Origin of the sequence: Micromonospora sp. NPDC000089 (genome assembly GCF_042899365.1) — a bacterium.
Lineage (GTDB): Bacteria > Actinomycetota > Actinomycetes > Mycobacteriales > Micromonosporaceae > Micromonospora.
Window position 1 is genome coordinate 21,013 of record NZ_JBIAZT010000024.1, and the last position, 22,781, is coordinate 43,793.

The 22,781-nt window shown below is 72.5% G+C and carries 28 protein-coding genes, 1 tRNA gene and 1 pseudogene; 15 read left to right on the plus strand and 15 right to left on the minus strand.

What is annotated here, in order from left to right; genetic code table 11:
- Nucleotides 1-40: 40 nt before the first annotated feature.
- The gene (locus tag ACFY3U_RS27045) at nt 41-505 is read right to left on the minus strand and encodes a MarR family winged helix-turn-helix transcriptional regulator (protein WP_387206731.1); all 465 of its coding nucleotides are present in this window, start codon (nt 503-505) and stop codon (nt 41-43) included.
- Between the two features lie 47 nt (nt 506-552).
- Between ACFY3U_RS27045 and ACFY3U_RS27050 the strand changes: the two genes are divergently transcribed.
- Together ACFY3U_RS27050 and ACFY3U_RS27055 are read left to right on the plus strand one after the other, a co-directional pair.
- Nucleotides 553-1,074 carry a VOC family protein gene (locus tag ACFY3U_RS27050; RefSeq protein ID WP_387206733.1) on the plus strand — a complete coding sequence of 174 codons (522 nt, stop codon included), beginning with the start codon at nt 553-555 and terminating at the stop codon, nt 1,072-1,074.
- A 24-nt stretch (nt 1,075-1,098) separates the two neighbouring features.
- Nucleotides 1,099-1,992 carry a hypothetical protein gene (locus ACFY3U_RS27055; RefSeq protein ID WP_387206735.1) on the plus strand — a complete coding sequence of 298 codons (894 nt, stop codon included), beginning with the start codon at nt 1,099-1,101 and terminating at the stop codon, nt 1,990-1,992.
- Here ACFY3U_RS27055 and ACFY3U_RS27060 read toward each other — a convergent pair.
- Together ACFY3U_RS27060 and ACFY3U_RS27065 are read right to left on the minus strand one after the other, a co-directional pair.
- On the minus strand, nt 1,961-2,479 hold the full coding sequence (locus ACFY3U_RS27060) for a potassium channel family protein (RefSeq protein ID WP_387206737.1): 519 nt from the start codon (nt 2,477-2,479) through the stop codon (nt 1,961-1,963). The genes ACFY3U_RS27055 and ACFY3U_RS27060 overlap by 32 nt on opposite strands.
- A 124-nt stretch (nt 2,480-2,603) precedes the next feature.
- Nucleotides 2,604-2,783: a DUF4236 domain-containing protein gene (locus ACFY3U_RS27065; protein WP_208569874.1), complete on the minus strand. Its 180-nt coding sequence runs from the start codon at nt 2,781-2,783 to the stop codon at nt 2,604-2,606.
- Between the two features lie 242 nt (nt 2,784-3,025).
- On the opposite strand from ACFY3U_RS27065, the gene ACFY3U_RS27070 reads away from it, so the two are divergent.
- The 7 genes from ACFY3U_RS27070 (at nt 3,026) to ACFY3U_RS27100 (ending at nt 8,452) form a co-directional block, all read left to right on the plus strand.
- Nucleotides 3,026-3,103: a putative leader peptide gene (locus ACFY3U_RS27070; RefSeq protein ID WP_349881247.1), complete on the plus strand. Its 78-nt coding sequence runs from the start codon at nt 3,026-3,028 to the stop codon at nt 3,101-3,103.
- A 137-nt stretch (nt 3,104-3,240) separates the two neighbouring features.
- Nucleotides 3,241-4,260 carry an ABC transporter substrate-binding protein gene (locus ACFY3U_RS27075; protein WP_387206739.1) on the plus strand — a complete coding sequence of 340 codons (1,020 nt, stop codon included), beginning with the start codon at nt 3,241-3,243 and terminating at the stop codon, nt 4,258-4,260.
- Nucleotides 4,257-5,105 (plus strand): ABC transporter ATP-binding protein, encoded by an 849-nt coding sequence (locus ACFY3U_RS27080; protein ID WP_387206741.1) that lies wholly within the window; start codon nt 4,257-4,259, stop codon nt 5,103-5,105. Before ACFY3U_RS27075 ends, ACFY3U_RS27080 begins: the two co-directional genes overlap by 4 nt.
- Nucleotides 5,095-5,955, plus strand: coding sequence for an ABC transporter permease (locus ACFY3U_RS27085; protein WP_387206743.1), 861 nt, complete (start codon nt 5,095-5,097; stop codon nt 5,953-5,955). Before ACFY3U_RS27080 ends, ACFY3U_RS27085 begins: the two co-directional genes overlap by 11 nt.
- A 12-nt stretch (nt 5,956-5,967) precedes the next feature.
- A complete protein-coding gene (locus ACFY3U_RS27090) occupies nt 5,968-7,302 on the plus strand; it encodes an LLM class flavin-dependent oxidoreductase (protein ID WP_387206745.1) in 1,335 nt (444 codons plus the stop codon).
- Nucleotides 7,299-7,850 (plus strand): flavin reductase family protein, encoded by a 552-nt coding sequence (locus ACFY3U_RS27095; protein ID WP_387206747.1) that lies wholly within the window; start codon nt 7,299-7,301, stop codon nt 7,848-7,850. The genes ACFY3U_RS27090 and ACFY3U_RS27095 overlap by 4 nt, the downstream gene beginning before the upstream one ends.
- On the plus strand, nt 7,847-8,452 hold the full coding sequence (locus ACFY3U_RS27100) for a malonic semialdehyde reductase (RefSeq protein ID WP_387206749.1): 606 nt from the start codon (nt 7,847-7,849) through the stop codon (nt 8,450-8,452). Before ACFY3U_RS27095 ends, ACFY3U_RS27100 begins: the two co-directional genes overlap by 4 nt.
- A 14-nt stretch (nt 8,453-8,466) precedes the next feature.
- On the opposite strand, the gene ACFY3U_RS27105 is transcribed toward ACFY3U_RS27100, so the two are convergent.
- On the minus strand, nt 8,467-8,922 hold the full coding sequence (locus tag ACFY3U_RS27105) for an RrF2 family transcriptional regulator (protein WP_387206751.1): 456 nt from the start codon (nt 8,920-8,922) through the stop codon (nt 8,467-8,469).
- Between the two features lie 7 nt (nt 8,923-8,929).
- On the minus strand, nt 8,930-9,934 hold the full coding sequence (locus tag ACFY3U_RS27110; RefSeq protein ID WP_387206753.1) for a helix-turn-helix transcriptional regulator: 1,005 nt from the start codon (nt 9,932-9,934) through the stop codon (nt 8,930-8,932).
- Between the two features lie 135 nt (nt 9,935-10,069).
- On the opposite strand from ACFY3U_RS27110, the gene ACFY3U_RS27115 reads away from it, so the two are divergent.
- Nucleotides 10,070-10,846: a glucose 1-dehydrogenase gene (locus ACFY3U_RS27115; RefSeq protein ID WP_387206756.1), complete on the plus strand. Its 777-nt coding sequence runs from the start codon at nt 10,070-10,072 to the stop codon at nt 10,844-10,846.
- A gap of 261 nt (nt 10,847-11,107) precedes the next feature.
- Here ACFY3U_RS27115 and ACFY3U_RS27120 read toward each other — a convergent pair whose 3' ends face one another.
- Nucleotides 11,108-11,539 carry an SsgA family sporulation/cell division regulator gene (locus ACFY3U_RS27120; RefSeq protein WP_053653619.1) on the minus strand — a complete coding sequence of 144 codons (432 nt, stop codon included), beginning with the start codon at nt 11,537-11,539 and terminating at the stop codon, nt 11,108-11,110.
- A gap of 294 nt (nt 11,540-11,833) precedes the next feature.
- On the opposite strand from ACFY3U_RS27120, the gene ACFY3U_RS27125 reads away from it, so the two are divergent.
- Nucleotides 11,834-12,409, plus strand: coding sequence for a TIGR02611 family protein (locus tag ACFY3U_RS27125; RefSeq protein WP_387206758.1), 576 nt, complete (start codon nt 11,834-11,836; stop codon nt 12,407-12,409).
- A 50-nt stretch (nt 12,410-12,459) separates the two neighbouring features.
- Nucleotides 12,460-12,531: transfer RNA gene (locus ACFY3U_RS27130), tRNA-Val, on the plus strand.
- Between the two features lie 491 nt (nt 12,532-13,022).
- Here the strand turns inward: ACFY3U_RS27130 and ACFY3U_RS27135 are convergent.
- From ACFY3U_RS27135 to ACFY3U_RS27175, 9 genes and pseudogenes are all read right to left on the minus strand, one after another.
- Nucleotides 13,023-14,024 (minus strand): hypothetical protein, encoded by a 1,002-nt coding sequence (locus tag ACFY3U_RS27135; protein WP_387206760.1) that lies wholly within the window; start codon nt 14,022-14,024, stop codon nt 13,023-13,025.
- Nucleotides 14,025-14,080: 56 nt separating this feature from the next.
- On the minus strand, nt 14,081-14,431 hold the full coding sequence (locus ACFY3U_RS27140) for a PadR family transcriptional regulator (protein ID WP_387206762.1): 351 nt from the start codon (nt 14,429-14,431) through the stop codon (nt 14,081-14,083).
- 126 nt (nt 14,432-14,557) lie between these two features.
- Nucleotides 14,558-15,121, minus strand: coding sequence for an NYN domain-containing protein (locus ACFY3U_RS27145; protein WP_387206764.1), 564 nt, complete (start codon nt 15,119-15,121; stop codon nt 14,558-14,560).
- Between the two features lie 798 nt (nt 15,122-15,919).
- Nucleotides 15,920-16,615, minus strand: a complete 696-nt coding sequence (locus ACFY3U_RS27150) for an SDR family NAD(P)-dependent oxidoreductase (RefSeq protein ID WP_387206767.1) — start codon at nt 16,613-16,615, stop codon at nt 15,920-15,922.
- 243 nt (nt 16,616-16,858) lie between these two features.
- Entirely contained in the window at nt 16,859-17,257 is a 399-nt protein-coding gene (locus ACFY3U_RS27155) for an SAM-dependent methyltransferase (RefSeq protein WP_387206770.1), read from the minus strand.
- Nucleotides 17,258-17,283: 26 nt separating this feature from the next.
- Nucleotides 17,284-17,397 (minus strand): annotated as a pseudogene (locus ACFY3U_RS27160) (SAM-dependent methyltransferase); the annotation flags it as partial.
- A gap of 496 nt (nt 17,398-17,893) precedes the next feature.
- Nucleotides 17,894-18,283: a hypothetical protein gene (locus ACFY3U_RS27165; RefSeq protein WP_387206772.1), complete on the minus strand. Its 390-nt coding sequence runs from the start codon at nt 18,281-18,283 to the stop codon at nt 17,894-17,896.
- A 252-nt stretch (nt 18,284-18,535) separates the two neighbouring features.
- Entirely contained in the window at nt 18,536-18,973 is a 438-nt protein-coding gene (locus tag ACFY3U_RS27170; RefSeq protein ID WP_387206774.1) for a hypothetical protein, read from the minus strand.
- 99 nt (nt 18,974-19,072) lie between these two features.
- The gene (locus ACFY3U_RS27175) at nt 19,073-19,678 is read right to left on the minus strand and encodes a TetR/AcrR family transcriptional regulator (RefSeq protein WP_387206776.1); all 606 of its coding nucleotides are present in this window, start codon (nt 19,676-19,678) and stop codon (nt 19,073-19,075) included.
- A gap of 70 nt (nt 19,679-19,748) precedes the next feature.
- On the opposite strand from ACFY3U_RS27175, the gene ACFY3U_RS27180 reads away from it, so the two are divergent.
- The 3 genes from ACFY3U_RS27180 to ACFY3U_RS27190 all read left to right on the plus strand — a co-directional run bounded on the left by ACFY3U_RS27180 (nt 19,749) and on the right by ACFY3U_RS27190 (nt 22,607).
- The gene (locus tag ACFY3U_RS27180) at nt 19,749-21,017 is read left to right on the plus strand and encodes an FAD-binding oxidoreductase (RefSeq protein WP_387206778.1); all 1,269 of its coding nucleotides are present in this window, start codon (nt 19,749-19,751) and stop codon (nt 21,015-21,017) included.
- A gap of 87 nt (nt 21,018-21,104) precedes the next feature.
- Nucleotides 21,105-21,902, plus strand: a complete 798-nt coding sequence (locus ACFY3U_RS27185) for a MerR family transcriptional regulator (RefSeq protein WP_387206780.1) — start codon at nt 21,105-21,107, stop codon at nt 21,900-21,902.
- Nucleotides 21,903-21,935: 33 nt separating this feature from the next.
- Nucleotides 21,936-22,607, plus strand: a complete 672-nt coding sequence (locus ACFY3U_RS27190) for a DUF4232 domain-containing protein (protein ID WP_387206782.1) — start codon at nt 21,936-21,938, stop codon at nt 22,605-22,607.
- The last annotated feature ends 174 nt before the right edge of the window (nt 22,608-22,781 follow it).

Genomic DNA, 22,781 nt, shown 5'->3' on the forward strand with positions numbered 1-22,781 from the left:
CGGCGACGGTATGTACAACCCTTGCCGGGGCGCAAGTTGGTCAAGAACTGGTCAGGTGGGCGGCGAGCGTCTCGCTGATCCGGCGCAGCTGGTCGGTCTGGGCCGGGCTGAGCGCGTCGAACAGGTGCCGGCGTACCCCCTCGACGTGGCCCGGCGCGGCGGCGGCGAGGGCCGCGAAGCCGTCGTCGGTGAGCACGGCGACCTGGCCGCGCCGGTCGGTGGGGCAGTCCTCGCGGCGGATCCAACCGGCCGCCTCCAGTCGCGCGGCGGCGTGCGACAGCCGGCTGCGCGACGAGCCGGTGGTGTCGGCGAGGTCGCTCATCCGCAGCCGCCGCCCGGGCGCCTCGGAGAGTCGCACGAGGATCTCGTAGTAGGCGTGCGGCATGCCCGCGTCGCGTTGCAGCTCGCGGTCGAGGGCGTCCATCAGCGCCCGGGAAGCGGTCAGGAAGGACCGCCAGGTCTGCTGCTCGTCCGGGCTCAACCAGCGGGTCATGACGCCGATCATAGCGGATGTAGTTGAGCGCTCAACTAAACCGCGCTACTGTGGTGGGCATGGGAATCCACCGGCTCAACCACGCCGTCCTCTACGTCAGCAACCTTGAGCGCAGCGTCGCCTTCTACCGTGACGTCCTCGGCTTCCGCCCGGTCGCGATGACGCCGGACGGGTTCCGCGGCGCCGCCTTCCTGCAGGCGCCCGACTCGACCAACGACCACGACCTGGGGCTGTTCGAGATCGGCGCCGCCGCCGGGCGGTCCCAGGCCGGCCGGGCCACCGTGGGCCTCTACCACCTGGCGTGGGAGGTCGACACCCTGGACGAGCTGGCCGGCACCGCCGAGCGGCTGGCCGCGGCCGGCGCCCTGGTCGGCACCTCCGATCACGGCACCACCAAGAGCCTCTACGGGCAGGACCCGGACGGGCTGGAGTTCGAGGTGGTCTGGCTGATCCCCGCCGACCTGCTCGACGACGCCGCGATCGCCGCCCGCAAGCGGATCGGCCGGCTCGACCTCGACCGGGAGCGGCAGCGCTACGGCGGGCAGACCCGCGGCGGGGTGGGCATCTCCGTCCCGGCCTGAACGGCCATGGGGTAGAACGGCAGGATGCCGACCGACACCGTCCTGCGGGAACTGCTCGTCCGCCAGCTCGACCACTGGCTGGCCGGGGCCCTGCACCGCTCCCGGCGGGCCACGCTCGCCCTCGCGTACGCCGGGGAGCCGGGCACCGCCGAGGCGGCCCTGCGGGTGGTGGCGGAGTTCGCCGACCGGCTGCGCGGGCGCCGGCTGACCGTCCTGGTGCTGGCGGACGCCCCGGACCTGCCGGCCCGCCTCGGCGCGATCGAGGCGACGCTGCCGGCGGACGTGGCCGTGCACCTGGTGCCCGGCGACCCGACCCGGCTGCCGGTGGCGCTCAAGGCCGCCGGTGCGGCCGGCGCGCCGCTGCTGACCGTGCTGGACGGCGCCGCCCCCCAGCCGGCGCTGCGGGCGGCCGCGGGCGCCGGCCGGCCGGCCGAGGTGCTGGCCGTCGCGCCCGCGCCGGCGGCGCTGCGCCCGGCCCTCGACGCGGCGGGCTTTCCGCTGGTCACCGAGGTGGAGCTGGCGCCCGCCGACGGCGCGGGCGCGACCTCGGTCGGCTTCGGCACCGGGCTCGACCGCAGCCTGGAGGCGTTCAAGGACGCGTTGTGGGACGCCGACGAGTTCGCCGGGGTGCGCTACCGCGACCCGGCCGACCCGGCGGGCGGCCTGCTGGACATCGCGCTGCACCCGGAGCCCGGGCCGCTGCGCCGCGAGCTGCTGGCCGAGCTGGCCCGCTCCGGTCCGCGGACGGTGGTCGAGCTGCGCCGGCACACGCTGACCGGGACGGCCTACCGGGCCGCCGACACCAACCGGACGCTGGCCACCCTGCTCGCCGCGGGCGCGGTCACCCGGCAGCCGGAGCACGGCCGGCTCGGCGGGGACGTGCTGATCAGCGCCGTCCCCGGCTGGTCAGCTGCCTGACCACGATGGACGCCCCGGTCGCGATCACCCCGATGCTGAACAGCATCTGCGCGCAGACCACCACCCGGGCCAGCTGGCCCTGGGCGTGCACGTCGCCGTAGCCGATCGTGGTCAGGGTGGCCAGGGCGAAGTAGAGCGCGTCGACCCGGGTGACCAGCCCCTGGAACTGCCCGGCCCGGGTGCCGGCGAGCACGTAGTCGCCGAGGGCGAAGACCAGCACCCCGGCGACCAGCGCCACCGCCAGCCGCAGCAGCGAACGGACCTCGGCGTCGCCCGTCGGCGTGCCGGCGCCGAGCTGGCGGCTGACCTGCCGGGTGATCAGCAGCGCGGTGGCGGCCACCAGCAGCAGGGTGCCGGCCGAGCGCAGCGCCAGCCGCAGCCCGTTCGGGTCGTGCCCCAGCGGCACCAGGAAGTACGCGACGATCATCAGCACGCACATGAGCAGCGCGCGCCGCCGCTCCCGCCGCCAGGAACCGTCCCCGCCCATGCCGCGATTCTGCGCCGGTGCGGGCGCCCGCCGGAGGGGAACGGGCGATTCCCGGCCGGATCGGGCCCGAACGCCGAGCGGGGTGCCGGTGAACCACCGGCACCCCGCTCGGCGCGGAGAGCTTTCAGGCGCGGGACTTGTCCTGCTTCCAGGACAGCGGGCCCGGCAGGTCGACGCGGTGCGCCTTGGCCTTGGAGTTCCAGGACCAACGACCGATCTTGATGCTCCAGGAGGAGAAGCCGTTCTCGGTGAAGTTCAGGATGATCGGCCCGTACTTCTTGCGCTTGCGGAACATCAGACCCATCGTGGGCTCCCTTCGCGTTCCCTTTTCTGCCCTGCTCTGTCGGCATCGAACATGCCCGGATGGACGAATTGCGAAACCTCCTTCCGCTCCGGCGTGGACGGTGCTGGCAAGTCCTATTAAGCCGATAGGTGTTGCGGAGCGGTTAACCCAGCTGGTGAAGGAACTTAACACGGTCAGCGACGGACATCTCACCTTCTGGAAGGCCATTGACCGCCCTCCGGCCCGGCCGGCAGCATGGGCTCATGTCGCAGCGGGACGAGCTTCTCCTCACCGCTCGCGTGCACGTCGACCTGGTCCGGCACGCGAGCGCGCTCTGTTGAGCTGACGCGCTCCGGCGTCCCGACCCACCCTCTCCGCCCGCACCGCCCACCCGGCCCATGACGGCCCGGTGGCGCGTGCCGGCGTGCCACCGCGCCGTCCGGGCGCGGCCCCTCCGTGCACAGATCAGGAGACCACCATGTCCGCACTCCGTCGTGCCCTCGCCACGGCGACCGCCCTGCTCACCCTCGTCGCCGCCACGGCCTGCGGCGGTGCGGCCGACGCTGCCGGGCAGTCGAAGGAGCTTCGCTACCAGGGCTCCGTCGGCCAGGTCACCCTCCCCGAGCTCGCCGCCGACCTCGGCTACCTCGGCGACGTGAAGCTCAACTGGATCGGCAACGTCACCGGCGGGCCGGCCGACATCCAGGCCACCGCCACCGGGCAGAGCGACTTCGGCGGCGCGTTCAACGGGGCGATCGTCAAGCTCGCCACCGCCGGCGCGCCGATCACCGCCGTGGTCAGCTACTACGGCTCCGACGCGCAGACCTTCCAGGGCTACTACGTGCTCCAGGACAGCCCGATCAGGACCGCCCGCGACCTGATCGGCCGGAAGGTCGGCATGAACACCCTCGGTGCGCACGCCGAGGCGGTGCTGAAGACCTGGCTGGTCAAGGGCGGCCTGACGGCCGCCGAGATCGCCAAGGTGGAGCTGGTCGCGCTGCCCCCGGTCAACACCGAACAGTCGCTGCGCGCGAAGCAGATCGACGTGGCGGTGCTCGGCGGCGTCATCCGGGACAAGGCGATCACCAACGGCGGCATCCGTACGGTCTTCACCGACTACGACCTGCTCGGCGCGTTCAGCGCCGGCTCCTACGTCTTCCGCGACGACTTCATCAAGCGTAACCCGGACACGGTGAAGACCTTCGTGGGCGGGGTCGGCAAGGCCATCGAGTGGGCCCGCACCCAGCCACGGGAGACCGTGGTCGCCCGGCTGGAGCAGATCATCGCCAAGCGCGGCCGCAACGAGGACCCGTCCCTGGTGCGCTACTGGAAGTCCACCGGGGTCGCCGAGAAGGGCGGCGTGATCACCGACCGGGAGTTCGCCACCTGGATCGACTGGCTGGCCGACGCCGGTGAGCTCAAGGGCGACAAGCCCAAGCCCGGCGACATCTACACCAACCGGTACAACCCCTTCGCCTCCGGCGGCGGTGCGGCATGACCGACAAGGTGCTCTTCGACCGGGTGACGAAGACCTTCGAGGTCCGCGGTGGGCGCCGCGCGTCCGCCGGCGCGGTCACCGCCCTCGACGGGCTCACCCTCGGGGTACGCCCCGGCGAGTTCCTGGTCGTCGTCGGCCCCAGCGGCTGCGGCAAGTCCACCCTGCTCGACCTGCTGGGCGGCCTGTCCACGCCGACCTCCGGGCGGGTGCTGGTGGACGGCCGGCCGGTCACCGGCCCCGGCCTGGACCGGGGCATCGTCTTCCAGCAGTACGCGCTGCTGCCCTGGCGCACCGCCGCCGGGAACGTCGCGTTCGGCCTGGAGGCCAAGGGCGTGCCCCGCGCCGACCGGGCCGACCTGGTCGCCCACCACCTGGAGCTGGTCGGGCTGAGCGGGTTCGCCGAGCGCTACCCGCACGAGCTGTCCGGCGGGATGAAGCAGCGGGTGGCGATCGCCCGCAGCCTCGCGTACGACCCGGACATCCTGCTGATGGACGAGCCGTTCGCCGCCCTCGACGCGCAGACCCGCGACTCGATGCAGGACGAGCTGGTGCGGATCTGGCAGGCCACCGGCAAGACCGTCGTGTTCATCACGCACGGCATCGACGAGGCGGTCCACCTGGGCGGCCGGGTGGCCGTGATGACCGCCCGCCCGGGCCGGATCAAGGAGGTCATCGACATCGAGCTGGGAGACCGGGACGCCGTCGACGACCTGCGGTCTTCGGACGCGTTCCGGCACCACCGGCACCAGATCTGGACGCTGCTGCGCGACGAGGTGCGCGCCGCCCAGTCCGCCGAACGCCCGGCCGCTGCGGTGGCCCGTCGACAGGAGGCCCGTGTTGGTTGACATCGCCGAACGTCCCGCCCGACTGGCCGCCCCGCCCGCGCCGGCCACCGCCGCCGTCGCGCCGACCCTGCCCGTACGGCTGCTCGGCCTGGGCGGGCGGGCGCTGCACCGCAGCGCCGCCCTGCTGGCGCTCGCCGCGATCTGGGAGGCGGCGCCGCGCGCCGGGCTGGTCGACCGGGTCTTCCTGCCGCCGCTGTCGGAGGTGCTGGTCGCCTGGTGGGCGCTGCTGACCAGCGGGCAGCTCGCCGAGCACGTCGGGGCCAGCCTCACCCGGTCGCTGACCGGGCTGGGCCTGGCCGTGGTCACCGCCATCCCGCTCGGGCTGCTGATCGGCTGGTACCGGCCGCTGGCCGAGCTGCTCGGCCCGCTGCTGGAGGTGTTCCGCAACACCGCCGCGCTGGCCCTGCTGCCGGTCTTCGTGCTGATCCTCGGGCTGGGGGAGACCTCCAAGATCGCCCTGGTGCTGTACGCCTGCTCGTGGCCGATCCTGCTGAACACCATCGCCGGAGTGAAGGGCGTCGACCCGCTGCTGGTGCGCTCGGCCCGCTCGATGGGGCTGAACCACCTGCGGCTGTTCCAGAAGGTGATCCTGCCGGCGGCGGTGCCCACCGTCTTCACCGGCGTCCGGCTGGCCGGGGCGTACTCGATCCTGGTGCTGATCGCCGCCGAGATGGTCGGCGCGAAGGCCGGGCTCGGCTACCTCGTGAACTACGCGCAGTACAACTTCGCGATCCCCGACATGTACGCCGGGATCATCACGATCTCCGCGATCGGCCTGGTCGTGAACCAGTTCCTCGTCGCCGTCGAACGCCGCTTCTCGACCTGGCGCGTCGACCCCACCGCCGGATAGGACGGAACACCAATGACCCGCACCCTGCACCTGAACGCGTTCCTGATGGGCGTCGGCCACCACGAGGCGGCCTGGCGGCACCCGCGCACCGACCCGCGCCGGGTCGCCGACGTCCGGCACTTCCAGGAGCTGGCCCGGATCGCCGAACGCGGCACCCTCGACTCGGTCTTCCTCGCCGACGGGCTGGCCGTCGGGCCGAACGTCCGGCACAACATCCAAGCCGTCTTCGAGCCGCTGACCCTGCTGGCGGCGCTGGCCACGGTCACCGAGCACATCGGCCTGATCGCCACCGTCTCGACCACCTACAACGAGCCGTTCAACACCGCCCGCAAGTTCGCCTCGCTGGACCACCTCAGCGGCGGCCGGGCCGGGTGGAACATCGTCACCTCCGCGCAGTCCCGGGAGGCGTGGAACTTCAACCTGGCCGACCACCCGGCGCACGCCGACCGGTACCGGCGGGCCGCCGAGTTCGTCGACGTGGCGATCAAGCTCTGGGACAGCTGGGAGGATGACGCGCTCGTCCTCGACGCCGCCGCCGGGGTGTTCGCCGAGACCGACCACGTGCACGAGATCGCGCACACCGGCGAGCACTTCGCCGTGCGCGGGCCGCTGAACACGCCCCGCCCGCCGCAGGGGCGGCCGCTGCTGGTGCAGGCCGGGTCGTCCGCCGACGGCGTCGCGTTCGCCGCCCGGTACGCCGAGGCCGTCTTCACCGCCCAGCAGACCCTCGCCGGCGGGCAGGCCTTCTACGCCGCGCTCAAGCGGGCCACCGCCGCCGCCGGCCGCGACCCCGACCTGGTCAAGGTGCTGCCCGGCATCGCACCGGTGATCGGCGGTACGGAGGCCGAGGCGCGCGCCCTGGCCGACGAGCTGGAGGCGTTGATCGTCCCCGAGCACGCGCTGGCCCAGCTCGCCGGGATGACCGGCGTCGACCTGACCGGGCTGCCGCTGGACGGGCCGCTGCCCGACCTGCCCGACGTGTCGGCGGTGCAGTCGCACCAGAGCCGCTACCAGCTCGTGGTGGACCTGGCCCGGCGGGAGAAGCTGACCATCCGGCAGCTGATCGGCCGGCTCGGCGGCGGGCGCGGGCACCGGGTGGTCGCCGGCACCCCCGAGCAGATCGCCGACCAGCTGCAGGAGTGGTTCACCCAGGGCGCCGCGGACGGCTTCAACGTGATGCCCCCGCTGCTGCCCAGCGGGCTGGAGGCGTTCGTCGACCACGTGGTGCCGCTGCTGCGCGAGCGTGGGCTGTTCCGCCACGAGTACACCGGCCGGACGCTGCGCGAGCACTACGGGCTGCCCCGCCCGGCCAGCTCGTACGCCGACCGGGAGCTGGTGACGGCGTGACCACCGTGCAGTCGCCGACCGAGCTGCTGCCGGTGGACCGGGACCTGTTCCGGGCGGTGCTGCGCCGGCAGGCCGCCACGGTCACCGTGGTCACCGCCGTCGCCCGCGGCACCGACCCGGCCTGCCTGGGTGGGATCGGCGCCCCGCTGCGGGCCGGGTTCACCGCCACCTCGTTCACCTCGGTGTCGCTGGACCCGCCGCTGGTGTCGTTCTGCCTCGGCGTCGCCTCGTCCAGCTGGCCGGTGCTGGCCCGCGCCGAGTACGTCGCGGTGCACCTGCTCGCCGCCGACCAGCGGGAGGCCGCCCGGGTCTTCGCCACCAGCGGCATCGACCGGTTCGCCGCGTACCCGGGGTGGACCGTCGGGCCGTACGGGCTGCCGTTGCTGGACGGGGTGCTGGCCCGGCTGCTGTGCCGGGTGGTCCGGAGGGTGCCGGCCGGCGACCACACCCTGGTGTTGGCGGAGCCGCTGGCGCTCGGCCCCGGCGTGGACGCCGACCCGCTGGTGCACCACCGCGGCGGCTACACCACCGCGGCGGCGCCGGCGTGACAGGCGTCGAGTCGCCGCTGCTGCTCGACCGGGCCGCCCAGGACCTGCTGTTCCGGGCGGCCCGGACGGCCAACACCTTCACCGACGAGCCGGTCACCGACGAGCAGGTCGCCGCCGTCCACGACCTGATCCGGTACGGCCCGACCGCGCTCAACGGCCAGCCACTGCGGATCCTGCTGGTGCGCTCGGCGGCGGCCCGGGCCCGGCTGCTGCCGCACGTGTCGGCCGGCAACCGGGCCAAGACGGCCGCCGCCCCGCTGGTCGCGGTGCTCGCGGCGGACGTCGACTTCCACCAGCGGCTGCCGGAGCTGTTCCCGCACCGGCCCCGGGCGGGCGACTGGCTGGGCGACCGGGCGGAACGGGCGGCGCAGGCTCGGTTCAACGCCACCCTGCAGATCGGTTACCTGCTGGTCGGGCTGCGCGCGGCCGGCCTGGCCGCCGGGCCGATGGCCGGCTTCGACCCCGAGGGGGTACGACGGGAGTTCTTCCCGGACGATCGACACGAGGTGCTGCTGCTGGTGAACATCGGGCGCCCCGGCCCGGACGCCTGGCGGGAGCGGCTGCCCCGGCTGCCTGCCGAGGAGGTGATCCGCACGGTGTGATGTGTGCGCCGGGGTCAGCGCGACTCCCAGGCATCGGGCAGGGTGGTCAGCCGGCGGACGTGGGCCGGCAGGCGTCCACTGAGGATCTCGGCCAGGGTGACCTCGTCCAGCACCTGCCGCACCGCCGCCCGGACGGCCACCCAGAGCCGGGGCAGGTTCTCCGCCGACCCGGCGTACCGGGTCTCCTCGGGGCGCAGCCCGCGTACCCCGGCCAGCGGACCGTCGACGGCCCGCAGGATCGCGCCGACCGTGACCTCCCGGGGCGGCCGGGCCAGCGTGTAACCGCCCTCCGCGCCGCGCTGGGCCCGGATCAGCCCGGCCCGGCGCAGGTCGGCCAGGACGGCCTCGAGGAACTTGCGCGGCATGTCCTGCTCGACGGCGATCGCCTGGGTGGACAGCAGCGACGGGTAGCCGGCGGCGAGGCTCAGTGCCGCCCGGACCGCGTAGTCGCCGCGCGCGGAGATCTGCACCCCGCCATCATGCCCGGCCGGCGCCGTCCCGGGCGTCGGCGGGCCGGCGTGGCCGGACCACCCGGGGCGGCGACTGCTCGCGGGCGGCCCGGAAGGCGCCCGGGCTGACCCCGACCTCCCGGGTGAAGAACCGGCCGAAGTTGGTCGGCTCGGGAAAGCCGAGCCCCCGACCGATCCGGGCCACCGGCTGGTCGGTGGCCGCCAGCAGCCGGCTGGCCTGCAGGGCGACCCGCTCGTCGAGCACCTGCTTGGCGCTGCGGCCGGTGACCGCCAGACAGGCCCGGGTCAGCGTCCGCACCGAGCAACCCAGCCGGGTCGCGTAGTCCTCCACCCGGCGGGTGTGCTGGTAGCCGAGCTCCACCTCACGGCAGAACCGGCGGAACGTCGCCAGCTCGGCCCTGCCGGTGTCGGCGGCCGGCTTTCCGTTCCGCGTACCGGTGGCTCCCGCGCCGGACGCCCCGGTGCCGGTGGCCGGACCGCCCGACGGGCCGGGGTCGTCGCCGGCGGACCGGTGGGTCGGCGCGGTGGCGGCCGGGAGCAGGGCCAGCCGCAGCAGCAGCACGGCGAGCTGGTGGCGCAGCAGGCCCCGGGCTTCGGCGTCGGCGCCGTGCCGGCGCAGGTCCACCACCAGCTGGCTGACCTCGTTGATCACCGCGTCCTCGTCCTCGCCGGCGAGCTGGTGGTGGGCGGGGGCGCCGTCCGGGTCGACGTCCAGGCCGCGCAGGGCCTCGTCCCGCCAGCGCACCACGGTCGCGTCGAGCTGCGCCGGGCAGCGCAGCACCTGGCCGGGGCGAGCCCGCAGCAACGTGCCGGGCCGGCAGGACAGGGCGCGGAAATCCAGCTCCACGACGCCGTGGCCGCCGGTGACCAGGACGAGCAGCTCCACGTCGAGCAGCACCGGACGCCGCCAGCCGCCGGCCGGCGCCAGATTCCCGAGCTCGAGCACGTCGATCCCGGGTTCGGGCAGGTCGGGTCGGGTTGCCGCGAAGAGCTGACCGGAAGGGACCATCATCAGCGACGGTAACCGGCCGCCCGCGCGGTCGCATCCCGGCCACGGGACTCGGGTCGGCACCCGCGGGGTTGTCCGGCCGCCGGGGCCGGGCTACGTTACCGAGCGGTAGGGCCTCCGACGGGTGATGGGATGGGCATGACGGATCTGTTCTCGGTCGATGGCAAGACGGTCCTGGTCACTGGCGGCTCGCGGGGGATCGGCCTGATGATCGCCCGGGGCTTCGTCCGGGCCGGCGCCCAGGTGATCATCTCGTCCCGCAAGGCCGACGTCTGCGAGTCGGTGGCCAAGGAGCTGTCCGCCGAGGGCCGGTGCGAGGCGATCCCCGCCGACCTCGGCCACGACGCCGGCGCCGAGGCGCTGGCCGCCGCCGTCCGCGAGCGGACCGACCGGCTCGACGTGCTGGTCAACAACGCCGGCGCCACCTGGGGCGCGCCGCTGGAGGAGTATCCGGAGAGCGCGTTCGACAAGCTCTGGGCGGTCAACGTCAAGGCGGTCTTCCGGTTGACCACCGCCCTGCTGCCGGCCCTACGCGCCGCGGCCGGCGACGACGACCCGGCCCGGGTGATCAACATCGGCTCGATCGACGGGCTGCGGGTGCCGGCCATGGAGGTGTACGCGTACTCGGCGACCAAGGCGGCCGTGCACATGCTCACCCGTACTTTGGCCCACCAGCTGGCCGGCGAACGGATCACCGTCAACGCGATCGCGCCCGGCCCGTTCGAGAGCAAGATGATGGCGTTCGCGCTCAACGACCCGGCCGCCCGGTCGGCCATCGAGCAGCAGGTGCCGCTGGGCCGGATCGGCCGGCCGGAGGACATGGCCGGTACGGCGATCTACCTCGCCTCGCGCGCCGGGTCGTACCTGACCGGCGCGGTGATCCCCGTCGACGGCGGCATCACCACGCACGGCTGAGGCGTACCCGGTCGGTGGATGGTCGGAGCCGCGGGGGCGCCGGGGGGGGGCGGGGGCCGCGGGGGGGGGGGGGGGGGGGCGGCGGGCCCCCCCCCCCGCGCCCCCCCCGCGGGGGGGCGGCCGGGGGGGCGCCCGCGCACGGGGCGGGGCCCCCCCGCCCCCGGGCCCCCCCCCCCCCCGGGGGGGGGCGCCCGCGGGGGGGGGGGGGGGGCCCCCGGGGGGCCCCGGGGGGGCCCCCGCGGCTCAGCGGTGTGGTCGTGCTCAGCGGCCGGCGAGCAGCCGGGTCACCGCCGTGTCGACGTCCAGGTGCTCGGCCTCGCGGCCGCGCGGGACGACGACGTAGGTGCGCCGCAGGAACCGCACCAGCACGCTGCGCGGCACCTCGAACAGGGCGTTGCCGTCCGGGGACGACAGCGCCAGCGCGACGAAGTCGCCGCGCGGGGTGGCCCACGGCCAGACCCGGACGTCCCCGATGCCGGCCGGCTCGTCGAGACCGGTCACCAGCAGTTCGCGGGCGAAGGACCAGCTGACGGCCTCGCCACCGGCGGATTCGGCGTGGAACAGGACATGGACCGCATACGGGTCAGCAGGGTCGTAACGCAGGCTGGCACGCACCGGCAAGGCGGTGGCGTCAGGCGCGACGAGCCTTAGCGACGTCTCGACCTCTACGGTCGTCGGTCGGATGACACTCATGGACGTTCTCCCCCCGGCACCGCTGCGGAACGCGCGTGTCCCGCTTTTCCCATACTCAGGTGCTACCTCTGGCTACGCTCCGCCATACGCTGACTTCACCCAGTGGTGGGAAGGGGGACGGAACGCCTTCGAGAATGCGAGAATTCTTGTAGGATTTCCGGTTCTGCCCAGTGCGTGATTCCGCCCGAGGTCGGGTGGCTCAGTCGTCGACTTACTCCGGTAACGTCCAGTGGTCTGCAGGAGTGACGGGCCGGGGCGACACTGGGGGGTGAAATGGTCACGAAGCGATCCTCAATGGATGTCACGCGCGTCGTCGACGCACCGAAAGTAGGGGCCCGAGCAGCCGAAGGGCGGGACAGCGGCGTGCCGATCGACCAGCCGGACAGGGACGGACGGAGGACGTCCGACGGCTCCGCGCGCCCTGCCGGCGGCGGTGCCGGCGAGGCCGGTGCCGCCCTCGCCGGCCGACGGCGCTCGCGGTGGCGGGAGCGGGTGCGGACCACCCTCGACCTGATCCGGTCCAACCCCACCGGGCGGATCACCCTCAAGATCTTCATCGGAATCGCCGGCGCCCTCGTGGTGACCGTGGGTGTGGCGCTGATCCCGCTGCCCGGCCCCGGCTGGCTGATCGTGATCGCCGGCCTGGCCATCTGGGCGGTCGAGTTCCACTGGGCGCGCCAGCTGCTCGCCTTCACCCGCCGCAACGTCCAGGCCTGGACCCGCTGGGTCACCTCCCGGTCTCTGCCGGTGCGGTTCTGTCTCGGCGCGGTCGGGCTGGTCTTCGTCGCGGTGGTGGTGTGGGCCTCGCTGAAGTACAGCTTCGGGATCGACCTGGTGGCGCGGCTGCTGCACTACCTCGCCACGCACTGACCCCGGGTTTTTGGTGCGGTGGCTCGATCAGGTAGAGTCATCAGCGCTGAGGGCGATTAGCTCAGCGGGAGAGCGCTTCGTTCACACCGAAGAGGTCACTGGTTCGATCCCAGTATCGCCCACCGTAGATGTACGCAGGTCAGAAGCCCGTTACCGGAATCATCGGTAACGGGCTTCTCCGCTGTTGCCCCTCAAGTTGGGAGCACGGCGTCCGGCTCTGGCCTCCGACTGCCTTGGATTGCCTGGCGGCGGTACCGGGTGCCCGGTCTAGAGACGTGTCCGCCGGCCGATCGAGAAGCTGGATGTATCGCCATCGGCGCCTGCGTGACGAGAGGGCGCGCTGCGGCTATGGCTCACCCGACCTGACCGATGGCCGTCGCTCTCTGCCGGGACTTGGCCGACCGCTTCGATCCGTTCTTGGGTGCGAACTCGTCCAGGACCTCGTGGTCGGCCGCGGTCCGCCTCGGATAATGGGCCAGCCACGCTCTGCTTCTCGGGCGCTATGGCCGCTGCCGATCAGCCAACTAGCGAGCAACGCGATTGCGTCTAGACGCTGGATGTAAGGCGGGCTCGTTGTCGGGCTCGCGAGTTTGAGCTTCGGCCGTGCGGTGGACTACCCGGACCTCGAGGGTGCGCCGCAGGTGGGGCAATCACCCGGTCCGTGCGGACGGCGGCCTCCAGACAGCCGTCCCCGTGCCACCAGGGCCAGCAACACCAGCATCGGTCCGATCATGGCTACCAGCACGGACGCGAGTAGCATCGATGACCACGCCGGAATCACGGGCCGGCCGGGGCCGGAGTTGTCAAGCACCGCGCCGAGCGGGTTCACCGCGAGCATCCCGATGGGCATGAGCAGGATCAGCATCGCCCAGGCGCCGTGGTGGTCGCGCCAGATGGCTAGGCCGAGCGCCATCAGCAGCGCGCCGATCAGCAGCGTCACCGCAGCGGCGGGCAGAGCCGTTGCGGCGAGGGTGTAGTAGCCGCTGATGAAATCCAAGGTGGGCGTGGTGCTCACGGCGATCGGCAGGATCGCCACCGCAGCGGTGATCGGCATGAGCCGCACCCGCCAGGGGCGCTGGCCCGTCGCACCGAGCGCGACGACACCGAGCGCGACCTGGGGCAGCAGCACCGACAGTGGCGGGCGGGGCAGTCCGGTCAGCGCCGAGGCCGGCACGATGCCGGCCGTCACCAGAATGGCCGAGCCGACCGCCCAGCGAAACCATCGGCCGCTCGCCGTGAGGTACACCACGGCGGCGAGCAACCAGGCCGCCCACGCCGCGACGGCGAGTGACAGAAACGGCCCGACGTGCGAGGACCGGGACGGCGCGGAGGCGAGCGTCTCCAGGACCGCCCATCCGGTCGCGCACGTGGTCGCCGTCGTCAATGCGAGCAGGCCGGCAAGCCGGAAGCCGGGGCCAAGGCCACGCGCGCTCCGAAGGTGCTGGCGCAGCCCGCCGGCCGCGAGGTCCGCGATGTCGGCTGGCGAGGGTTTCCCACGGTCAGGCGCGGCCAGGGACAGGTAGGTGTCTACCAGTTCCGAGCCGCGCGTACGCCGATAGTCGGCCGGATAGAACAGCGCCGTCCAGCGTGCGTAGCGCCGTTCGAGACCGGTCATCGCGGGGCGTCCTTGGTCTTGCCGTTCCGGGCGGTCCGGCTGGCTTTCCGGCAAGCTCATGCGAATCCTCGGCTCGGGCGGGGCGCGGCCTTGGCGGCGCGCAGCCGGCTGGTTGCCGCCTTGACGTTGCGGCGCATTCGTTCGGTCTCCGCGCCCAGCAACTCGCCGCCCGGCTCGGTGAGCCGGTAGTAGCGGCGCAGCCGGCCGTCGACGATCTCCTGATGGTCGACGGCTGCCAGGCCCGCGTCGACCAGTCGGTCCAACGCGCCGTAGAGAGTGCCGGGTCGCAGCGAGATGCGGCCGTCGGACAGGCGGCCCACCTCGGCGATCAGGCCGTAGCCGTGCATCGGCTCGCCGGCCAGGGCTGTGAGGATCAGGAAGGTGGGTTCACGCAGTGGGGTTTCCACGTGGCCCAATATATCGGCTGCGAAGGTATGAGGGAACACCGCGACCGGCTGCTGCCTCATCGTGCCGAGCCAAGGCGGGCACGATGAGGACAGCTCTTGCCGCGGTGCACGGGCACGCTGTCCGGCCTACAGGAAGCGCTCAGGGTCGAAGTCTTCGAGGTCGATGATGCGAACCCGGGGAAGGACGTTGGTGAAGCAGCCCGCATCCTCCTCGATGTCGAACACCTGCAGGCCCGGCAGGTCGGCGAAGCCGGCGTTGAGGAACTCCTTGAACCCGACGATCGCGACCTGGTGATCACCCCGTAGGAGCTCGTCGACCTGCGGCAGGAAGTCGCCGTCGTGGCTGGCGAGCATCACATTGCCCGGGCGCCGGGCGATAGCCTCCAACGTCCGCTGGATGCCGATGTCCACCACCTTCTGATCCCATGATCCAGCGAGCGGAATGGGCCGGTATTCCATGCTCAGGAGGGCCCGGACGAAGGGCATAGGCAGACCGCCGCCCGAGGCGTTGAGGAAGAACAGGGCCTTCACCGGCTGCTGCCACGTGTCCCGCGCAAAGTCCCGCAGGCGCTCCCACCGGGGTCGCTCCGCAGGGGCCGGTCGGCGTTCCAGAACACTGTTGCCGAGCGTGGCATCGATGTTTTCCCCGTCCACGATGAGGTAGGTGACGGGTTCGGTTGTGCCGGGCATGGGCGTGCCTCTCGAGTCGAGCAGCGAGCGCGGACCGGTCGAGCCCGAGCGTGTGACGTGCCGGAGGAAGCCGTGTTCATGGTCAAGGGTATTGGCTGCCAGCCCTGCCGGCAGACAGTGTCCGACTCAGGCCATGCGGCGCCTGTCCGACGTCGTCTACCGCACCATGAGCAGAGACCCGGAGACCTCTCTGCTGCCGACGCCTTGTAACACCTGCCGTTAGCGAGACAGTCCCGCAGCCGGGTTACGGGTCCGGGATCGGGAGAGCGGGTGGGGAGCAATAGGGTGCGCCGAACGTCCTTCAACGGCACCGAACGGCGCCCAACGGCTCGGAACTGCACCCGCCCCCATGGAGAAGCTCCAGATGGACCCGGCGTTCGCCCAGGCCGACGCCGCAGCCACCATCGGTCAGTCACCCCGAACGGCCGCAGGGCCGCACCGTCGTCATCGACGGTCACCTCGCGGAAATCCTCGTCTAGCTGATCCACAATGCCTTGCCAGTTCACCCGCACGGGCCGGGTGAGCAAGGGCAACGCTTGCTCAAGCCATTCGCGGCACGACAGGTCGCTCCTGTACTCGTCCACAGACCAGTCATAGCCTTCACGGATTTCCTCAATCAGTCCTGACCACCCTTCCACCGTCTGAGGAAGGCTGCGGACCATCCGCCAACCCCGTTCGCGCAGCGCTTCTCCTACGCGTAACGCGGATTGGTAATCCTCACGGCTGAGGTCCTGATGCTCCATCGTCCCATCATGCATCCGTGGGCACCTGACCCGGGGCTGTCGGCGTTGCCGCCGGTCACCAGGCGATACGCCGGCCGTCGCGGAAGAATCCGCCGGTAGGTCCGTCGGCGGGCAGCGTCGCGGCCCAGACGATCCCCGCGGCGCCCTCGCTGACCGGTCGGCCGCCGTGACCGCCCATGTCGGTGGCGACCCAGCCGGGGCAGACGGCGTTGACGGCGATGTCGCGGGCGTGCAGGTCGGCGGCGAGCTTGACGGTGAGCATGTTGAGGGCGGCCTTGGAGACCGAGTACGCGGGGGCGCCGGCGGCGCCGTCGGTCTCGCCGAATGATCCGGCGCCGCTGGAGACGTTGACGATCCTGGCGCCGGCGCGCATCAGCGGCACGAGTGCCCGGCAGGTACGCCAAGCGCCGAGCAGGTTCACCTCGAGCGCCTCATGCACGATGCGCAGGTCGGCGTCGACGGCTCGCTGGTTGGTGTCGTAGTGCACGCCGGCGTTGTTGACCAGCACGTTCAAGCGGGCATGCCGGTCGCGCAGCCAGCCGGCGAACTCCTCGACGCTGCGGTCGTCGCTGACGTCCAGCGCCGGGGCCGGCCCGCTGCCCAGCTCTCGGAGCAACCGCTCGCCGGTGGCCGGGTCGCGTACCCCGGGAATCACCGAGTAGCCACGGTGCGCGAGTTGCCGGGCGACCTCGTGGCCGATACCGCGGTTCGCGCCGGTGACGACGGCGATCGGTGCGTCGGTTCCTGTCATTCAAGCTCTCCTGAGGCAGGTCGATCTCGTGGCGGACGAGGGCTGCGGAGCGTCGGTTGTCCAGCGGCGCGGGCGGCCCGTCCAGATCTTCCCGCGGCCGCGGGCCGTGCACGGCATGGTCGAGTTCCCGCATGTCGGCGAAGACGTCGGCGGGGGACGGCGGCGTCGGTGCGTACCGGCGGAGGTCGACGGCGCAGCCGTGCTCCGTCGGCGGATGCTCCGGCCGGAACGGCGGCCCGGTCGTCAGCCGAGCCGGCCCACCCCGCAGTACGTGGCGAAGCGGCGCGGGTCCTCGTCAGGGTCGGCCGGCCGGTCGGGCCGCCACTCGGGCAGCTGCACCAGCCCCGGTGGGACGAGGGTGAAGCCGGTGAAGAGACGTTCGATCTCGGGCCGGCTACGGAGGGTCATCCGGGCGGTGTTGGCGTACCCCTGGTTGTAGGTGTCGCGTAGCGCCAGCGCGTCGGACCGCTCGTCGGAGGAGGCGTGCGACAGTGCGAGGTGGCTGCCCGCTGCGAGCCGGTCGCGGTAGTGGGCGATGATCGGGGCCGGGTCGGTGCTGAGCTGGTGCAGGACGCCCACCAAGAGGACCGCGACCGGCCGCGCGAAGTCGACCACGTCGCGCAGCGTCGGGTCGCCGAGCACGGCGTCGGGCTGGGTGAGGGCATGGCCTGCTCCATGCGGGCCGCCAGCGCGCGGTCCGACGCGACGTTGTGCGACCCGCCGAGGAAGTAGTCGTAGACCCGCGCGGGGCTGCGCGTGTCGAGGTCCGGGGTGAGGTCCATGAGATGAGTGTCCGCCGATGGGCCCGTTCCGCGCTCCCCGCGGCGAGCTGATTCCGATCGTCATGCGCCAACAGTCGCCGCGGACGGGCGCCCTCTCGTCCGCGGCGAGGGGATGCGCGCTCCCTCGCCCGGAGACCGGTCCACCGGCTCGGTTGAGCGATTTCGCGATCCGGCTCGCGACGCGCGGGGCGGTCCCGATCCCGGCTTACGCGGCACACGCCCCGTCCTCGCCGGGCAGCTCTTGGGCTTGGTCACCGGTGTTCTCGTCACCGTCGCCCAGCTACCCGCGCTCGTCGATGCTCTCCTGACCACCGCCAGCTGGGTCGGCCTTCTCGTTGTCGAATTGCGGCAGGGGCGACCGAGGCCGAAACCTTAGGGCGAGCATCGGGTACGGCCACCCGGCGCCACCCGAATTCGTCCGCGGCACTCGTGCGGTCGGCCGACCGGAGCAGGAATCGCGAAGCGGAAGCACCCGCTGCGGCCTCCCCGATACACGTCAGGGTGCGTCGTTCGCGGCATGCCGCAATGGTCCACGCAGCCAGTGATCTGTTGCCGCGCTGCTCCGGAGTCGGACGATGGGCAGGCACGGGCGCCGGGTCAGCAGGTCCGCCACCCGCACGGCGGTTGTGCTGTGGGTCTTCCATGCCCACCGAACGATGTGGTCGCGGTCGGTCAGCAGGGTTCGCAACGGCGGTTCGACGTTGCCGCTCCACAGCCGCTGACGTCTCAGTCGGCGGGTGAGGGTTCGCCGGACGACCCGGCGCATGACGATGATCCTCGGCAGGTCCAGCCATACCAGCAGGTCGGCGAGATCGGCAAGATGGTCGCGAACCGAGTCGTACTGCCGTTCCGTGACCCAACCGGATCCGGCGCTGAAACGGTGCACGTCCTCTTAGAAGGAGGGGCGCCTCACCCACGACGGCCCGTGGAAGAGGCTGTCGATCTCGACGTGCGGTACGTCGACCAGAGCGGCTATCCGGATGGCAAGGGTCGTCTTCCCGGAACCGGATGTTCCCGCGACCAGAACTCGCCGAGGCCACAGGGGTAGCGGGTCGGCAGTTCCGAGGACGGGCACGACGATCATCCTAATCCGGTCGCCGCTCTCCGCCGACCGGCCTGAACTGCTGCATCACGCACCTCAGGCCCGCGTGTAGGTGACGTCGAAGTCGTGGATCCACTCGCCGTCCTCGACGAGATGGCAGGAGCTGGCGATCGTCGTACCGTCCGCTGAGAGTGTCCCTTCGAAGCGCTGATCGAAGTCGTCAGGATCGGTTGCGTGGCGCCACCACTTCCAGACGCCGTCCCGGAAGGTCATCTGGAGAACGCGCGCCACCGCGCGAGAGTCGAAGTAGTGCGCCGTGAAGTCGCCCTCGGCGTCCTCCTCGGCGGCCATGATCAGCACGACGCCCTCGGGAAACATCGGGTTGTCGGCGATCGAGCGCTGGAGGATCACCTTCCCGTCACGGAGCCACTCCAGCGTCATCCTGCCCTCGACCTTCTCCTCGAGGTGCCGCGGCGCGTCGACGACCTGGCTCCAGCGACCGATCAGCGGTTCGAGGTCCTTGATGTCGGGCATGAGGCCGAGGCTACCGGCGCACGGGTGACGCGGTCGAGGTCCTCGCCCGCCGACGCGCGGCGCGGCGAGGTTTCCGGCGGGCGGGCGGACGCCCCGCGCTCAGCGGAGAGCCGTGGCTGCCTGGGTCACCAGCCAGCGCTCCGCCTGCTCGTAGGACCAGCCGTTGTCGTCGAGCAGGGTGAAGTAGGCGGAGTATCCGAAGTAGAACCACAGGATGTCGGTCGCCTCCGCGAGGGTCATCCCGTCTCGGAGGCCGCCGACGTCACCGAGCCGGACGGCGACGGCTTCGATGGCGTCGCGGTAGCGCTTGGTGGCCACCCGCAGGTCCTCGGCGACCTCGGCGTGGTGCGGCGCGGTCGTCAGCATCAGCCGCATGATGTCGCCGTACGCCTCACGCATGGTTCGGACCGCGGCCGCCGTCTGGCGCAGGATCTCGTCCGGGTCGGTGAGGGTCTCCTGCCGAGTGAGGGTCTCCGCCACGATCGGCGCCTGGCTCCACAGGTCGACCAGCGTCCGGGTCAGCCCCCGCTTGCCGCCGGTCACCGCGTAGACGGTGGCCGGCGCGACGCGGGCCTCGACGGCGATGTCCTCGATCTTCGTGGCGAAGTACCCGTCCCGGGCGAAGAGCAGACGTGCCGCGTCGATGATGGCGGTACGGGTGGCCGCGGCGTACTCGGCGCGGCGGCTTCTCGGCGCTTCGGTCATGGTCGTCCGAGCATAGCCGCCCCCATTCGTCAGAGTTGGCCTCTGGCGAATGAATGGATACTCTGGCGACATGAGCGACATGCTGACGTCAGGACCGGAATACGACGCGGTACGCACGATCTGGAACGGTGCGGTGGCCAGCCGTCCGGTCGCTGTCCTTCGGTGCGCCGGCACGGCCGACGTCCAGGCTGGGGTCCGGGCCGCCCGGGACAAGGGTCTTCCGCTGTCGGTGCGCGGCGGCGGGCACGACTGGGCCGGTCGCGCGCTGGCCGACGGGGGCCTGACCCTCGACCTGAGCCCGATGCGCCGGGTGAGCGTCGACCCGGCCACCGCGGTGGCCACCGTGGCCGGCGGCGCCACCTCGGCCGACGTGGCCGCGGCCGCGCAGCGGGCCGGCCTGGTCGCGGTGACCGGGACGGCCGGTGCGGTCGGGATGGCCGGCCTGACCCTCGGCGGTGGCTACGGGCCGCTGAGCGGCCGGTTCGGCCTCGCCGCCGACAACCTGCTCTCGGCCGACCTGGTGCTCGCCGACGGCACGCTGGTCACCGCGGACGAGGAGCACGATCCCGACCTGCTCTGGGCGCTGCGCGGTGGTGGCGGCAACTTCGGCGTGGTCACCTCGATGCGGATCCGGCTGCACGCGGTGCCGGCGATCCTGGCTGGGATGATCATGTTCCGGTTCGACGTCCTGCCGGAGTTGGAGGAGTCGCTGCTGCGTGGGCCGGACGAGCTGACCGTGCAGGCCGGCTTCATCACCGCCCCCACCGGCGAACCGGCGCTCTTCGCCGCACCGACCTGGTGCGGCGACCCCGAGACCGGAACCAAGGTGCTGGGACAGCTCACCGAACTCGGCGAGCCGCTGATGGCGCAGGTCGGCCCGACCACGATGACCGACCAGCTCGCCCAGATCGACGCGATGTTCCCCGCCGGCCGGCACGTCGAGATCGGGTCGCGTACGGTCGCCGCACTCGACCGTACGGTCCAGGAGGTCCTGCTCGACGCCGCGCGCGCCAAGACCTCGCCGCTGTCGGCGATCTCGCTGCACAGCCTCCACGGGGCGGCCGCTCGCGTCCCCGCCGACGCCACCGCGTTCCGCAACCGGACGCCGCACCTGATGGTCGAGACCATCGCGGTCTGGGAAGCGGGAGATCCCGCTGAGGATCAACACCGGGCCTGGGTACGGGGAACCGACCGGCTGCCGGGCGGCTATCCCAATCTGCTCGGCCCGCGGGACGTCGAGCGTACCGCCGCGGTCTTCGGGTCGAATGCCGAGCGCCTGCGCGCCGCCAAGCGGCGGTACGACCCGGACCTCGTGTTCCACGCCCCGGGAAGGCTCTGACGGCCGGCACCGCGGCACCGTCGCGGGCCGACGCCACCGCGGTCCGCGACGGCGCCGCGGCAGCCGACTGGACCATGCCGTGGCGGCATGGTCTTCACTGGATCCCGGCGCTGCCACGGCGCCGAGGCGCTGCGGTCGAAGAGGAGGTGGGTAGTGGGCTGGAGCACTCGGGAGATCGCCCAACTCGCCGGCACCACGCTGCGGGCGGTGCGCCACTACCACGAGATCGGCCTGCTGGCGGAGCCACAGCGGCGTAGCAACGGCTACAAGCAGTACGGGGTGGCTCACCTCGTCCGGATCCTGCGCATCAGACGCCTGACCGAGCTGGGGTTCTCGCTGTCGCAGATCGCGACCATGCAGGACACCGACGATCAGCCCGTGGCGGCCCTGCGCGCCCTCGACGCCGAGCTCGCGGCCACCATTGAACGGCTCCAACGGGCGCGCCTCGAACTCGCCGTCATCCTGCGGCAGCCCACCCCGACGGAGCTGCCACCCGGCTTCGTCGCGCCCGAGGTCGTGTCGACGATGCCGCACGCCGACCGTTCGTTCATCGTCGTGCTGACCCGGGTGCTCGGCGCCGACACCATGCGGGCCTGGGCGGACATGCTGCGCAAGCCCGTCACCGACCCGGTCGCCGAGCGGTTCGCCACGCTTCCGGCGGACGCCGACGAGCCGACCCGCGCCACGGTGGCCCGCGACCTGGCCCCCTACGTACGCGCGCTGCAGGCGGAGCACCCCGAAGTGAGGATCACGAACGCGGGCACCCGGTACAGCGCACGCCACGTCGAGCGGGCGGTCGGCACGGCCCTGGCCGAGCTCTACAACCCCGCGCAGCTGGACGTCCTGCGGCGCACCAACCGACTGCTGTCCGGCCCGCAGGACTGATCGTCCGCGACCGCGCACCGGAGAGGAAACCTTATGACGGTACGAACCGATCTGCCCCGAACGTTCGCCCCGACGGCTCGGCGCCTGCTGGCGCTCGCCGTACCATCGGTCCTGGTGGTGACCGGCGCGGTCGCCTGCTCGGCCACGGACCAGCCCGGTTCGACGCCGTCGGCCAGTGCGGTGGCGCAGCCGGTGACGACCGGCGCGCCCGAGCCCACCGCGTCCGCCTCGGCCCCGACCAGCAGCCCGAGCGCAATGTCCGACGCGTGCTCCCCCGACCAGATCCAGGCGTCGCTGTCCCTGCAGCCCCCGCGCGACGGCGACACCCGGACCGCCAGGGCGATGCTGGTGCTGACCAACGCCTCCCACTCCCCGTGCCGGATCAAGGGCTGGGCCGACCTGGCGCTGACCAACGCCCGCGGTGACCGGGTGCCGTTGAACGCCACGCGGGTCGACCAGCCCGGCCCGACCACGCCGACCGCGCTCGCCGCCGGCGCGTCGGCGTTCGCCGGGGTCAAGTGGACCACCTGCGACAAGAACAGCTGCCCGGCCGGCAACACGATTCTGGTCACCGTCCCCGGTGGCACCAAGGCCACGCCGGCGCGGCTGACCGGATTCCCCGCCCCCGAGAAGTCGGGGATCACCATGACGTCGGTGCAGATCGGCACCATCCAGCCCAGCAACCAGGGTGTGGTCGCCTGGTGACCACCGCGGACCGCCGCGCCGAGCCGTGGCCACGGGGGACCGCGGCTCGGCGCGGCGGGGGGGGGGGGGCGGGCCCCCCCCCCGGGGGGCGCGGGGCGCCGGCCCCCGCCGACCGCCGCCCCCAACGCCCCCAAAAAAAAAACAAACAAAACCACAGGGGTGGGGTGATTTTTA

Excerpts from the sequence above, each read along its gene's own strand:
- ACFY3U_RS27045 (WP_387206731.1), bottom strand. The coding sequence starts at position 505 with ATGATCGGCGTCATGACCCGCTGGTTGAGCCCGGACGAGCAGCAGACC.
- ACFY3U_RS27050 (WP_387206733.1), top strand. The coding sequence starts at position 553 with ATGGGAATCCACCGGCTCAACCACGCCGTCCTCTACGTCAGCAACCTT.
- ACFY3U_RS27055 (WP_387206735.1), top strand. The coding sequence starts at position 1,099 with ATGCCGACCGACACCGTCCTGCGGGAACTGCTCGTCCGCCAGCTCGAC.
- ACFY3U_RS27060 (WP_387206737.1), bottom strand. The coding sequence starts at position 2,479 with ATGGGCGGGGACGGTTCCTGGCGGCGGGAGCGGCGGCGCGCGCTGCTC.
- ACFY3U_RS27065 (WP_208569874.1), bottom strand. The coding sequence starts at position 2,783 with ATGGGTCTGATGTTCCGCAAGCGCAAGAAGTACGGGCCGATCATCCTG.
- ACFY3U_RS27070 (WP_349881247.1), top strand. The coding sequence starts at position 3,026 with ATGTCGCAGCGGGACGAGCTTCTCCTCACCGCTCGCGTGCACGTCGAC.
- ACFY3U_RS27075 (WP_387206739.1), top strand. The coding sequence starts at position 3,241 with ATGTCCGCACTCCGTCGTGCCCTCGCCACGGCGACCGCCCTGCTCACC.
- ACFY3U_RS27080 (WP_387206741.1), top strand. The coding sequence starts at position 4,257 with ATGACCGACAAGGTGCTCTTCGACCGGGTGACGAAGACCTTCGAGGTC.
- ACFY3U_RS27090 (WP_387206745.1), top strand. The coding sequence starts at position 5,968 with ATGACCCGCACCCTGCACCTGAACGCGTTCCTGATGGGCGTCGGCCAC.
- ACFY3U_RS27110 (WP_387206753.1), bottom strand. The coding sequence starts at position 9,934 with ATGATGGTCCCTTCCGGTCAGCTCTTCGCGGCAACCCGACCCGACCTG.
- ACFY3U_RS27115 (WP_387206756.1), top strand. The coding sequence starts at position 10,070 with ATGACGGATCTGTTCTCGGTCGATGGCAAGACGGTCCTGGTCACTGGC.
- ACFY3U_RS27120 (WP_053653619.1), bottom strand. The coding sequence starts at position 11,539 with ATGAGTGTCATCCGACCGACGACCGTAGAGGTCGAGACGTCGCTAAGG.
- ACFY3U_RS27125 (WP_387206758.1), top strand. The coding sequence starts at position 11,834 with ATGGATGTCACGCGCGTCGTCGACGCACCGAAAGTAGGGGCCCGAGCA.
- ACFY3U_RS27135 (WP_387206760.1), bottom strand. The coding sequence starts at position 14,024 with ATGACCGGTCTCGAACGGCGCTACGCACGCTGGACGGCGCTGTTCTAT.
- ACFY3U_RS27145 (WP_387206764.1), bottom strand. The coding sequence starts at position 15,121 with ATGCCCGGCACAACCGAACCCGTCACCTACCTCATCGTGGACGGGGAA.
- ACFY3U_RS27150 (WP_387206767.1), bottom strand. The coding sequence starts at position 16,615 with ATGACAGGAACCGACGCACCGATCGCCGTCGTCACCGGCGCGAACCGC.
- ACFY3U_RS27170 (WP_387206774.1), bottom strand. The coding sequence starts at position 18,973 with ATGCCCGACATCAAGGACCTCGAACCGCTGATCGGTCGCTGGAGCCAG.
- ACFY3U_RS27175 (WP_387206776.1), bottom strand. The coding sequence starts at position 19,678 with ATGACCGAAGCGCCGAGAAGCCGCCGCGCCGAGTACGCCGCGGCCACC.
- ACFY3U_RS27180 (WP_387206778.1), top strand. The coding sequence starts at position 19,749 with ATGAGCGACATGCTGACGTCAGGACCGGAATACGACGCGGTACGCACG.
- ACFY3U_RS27185 (WP_387206780.1), top strand. The coding sequence starts at position 21,105 with ATGGTCTTCACTGGATCCCGGCGCTGCCACGGCGCCGAGGCGCTGCGG.
- ACFY3U_RS27190 (WP_387206782.1), top strand. The coding sequence starts at position 21,936 with ATGACGGTACGAACCGATCTGCCCCGAACGTTCGCCCCGACGGCTCGG.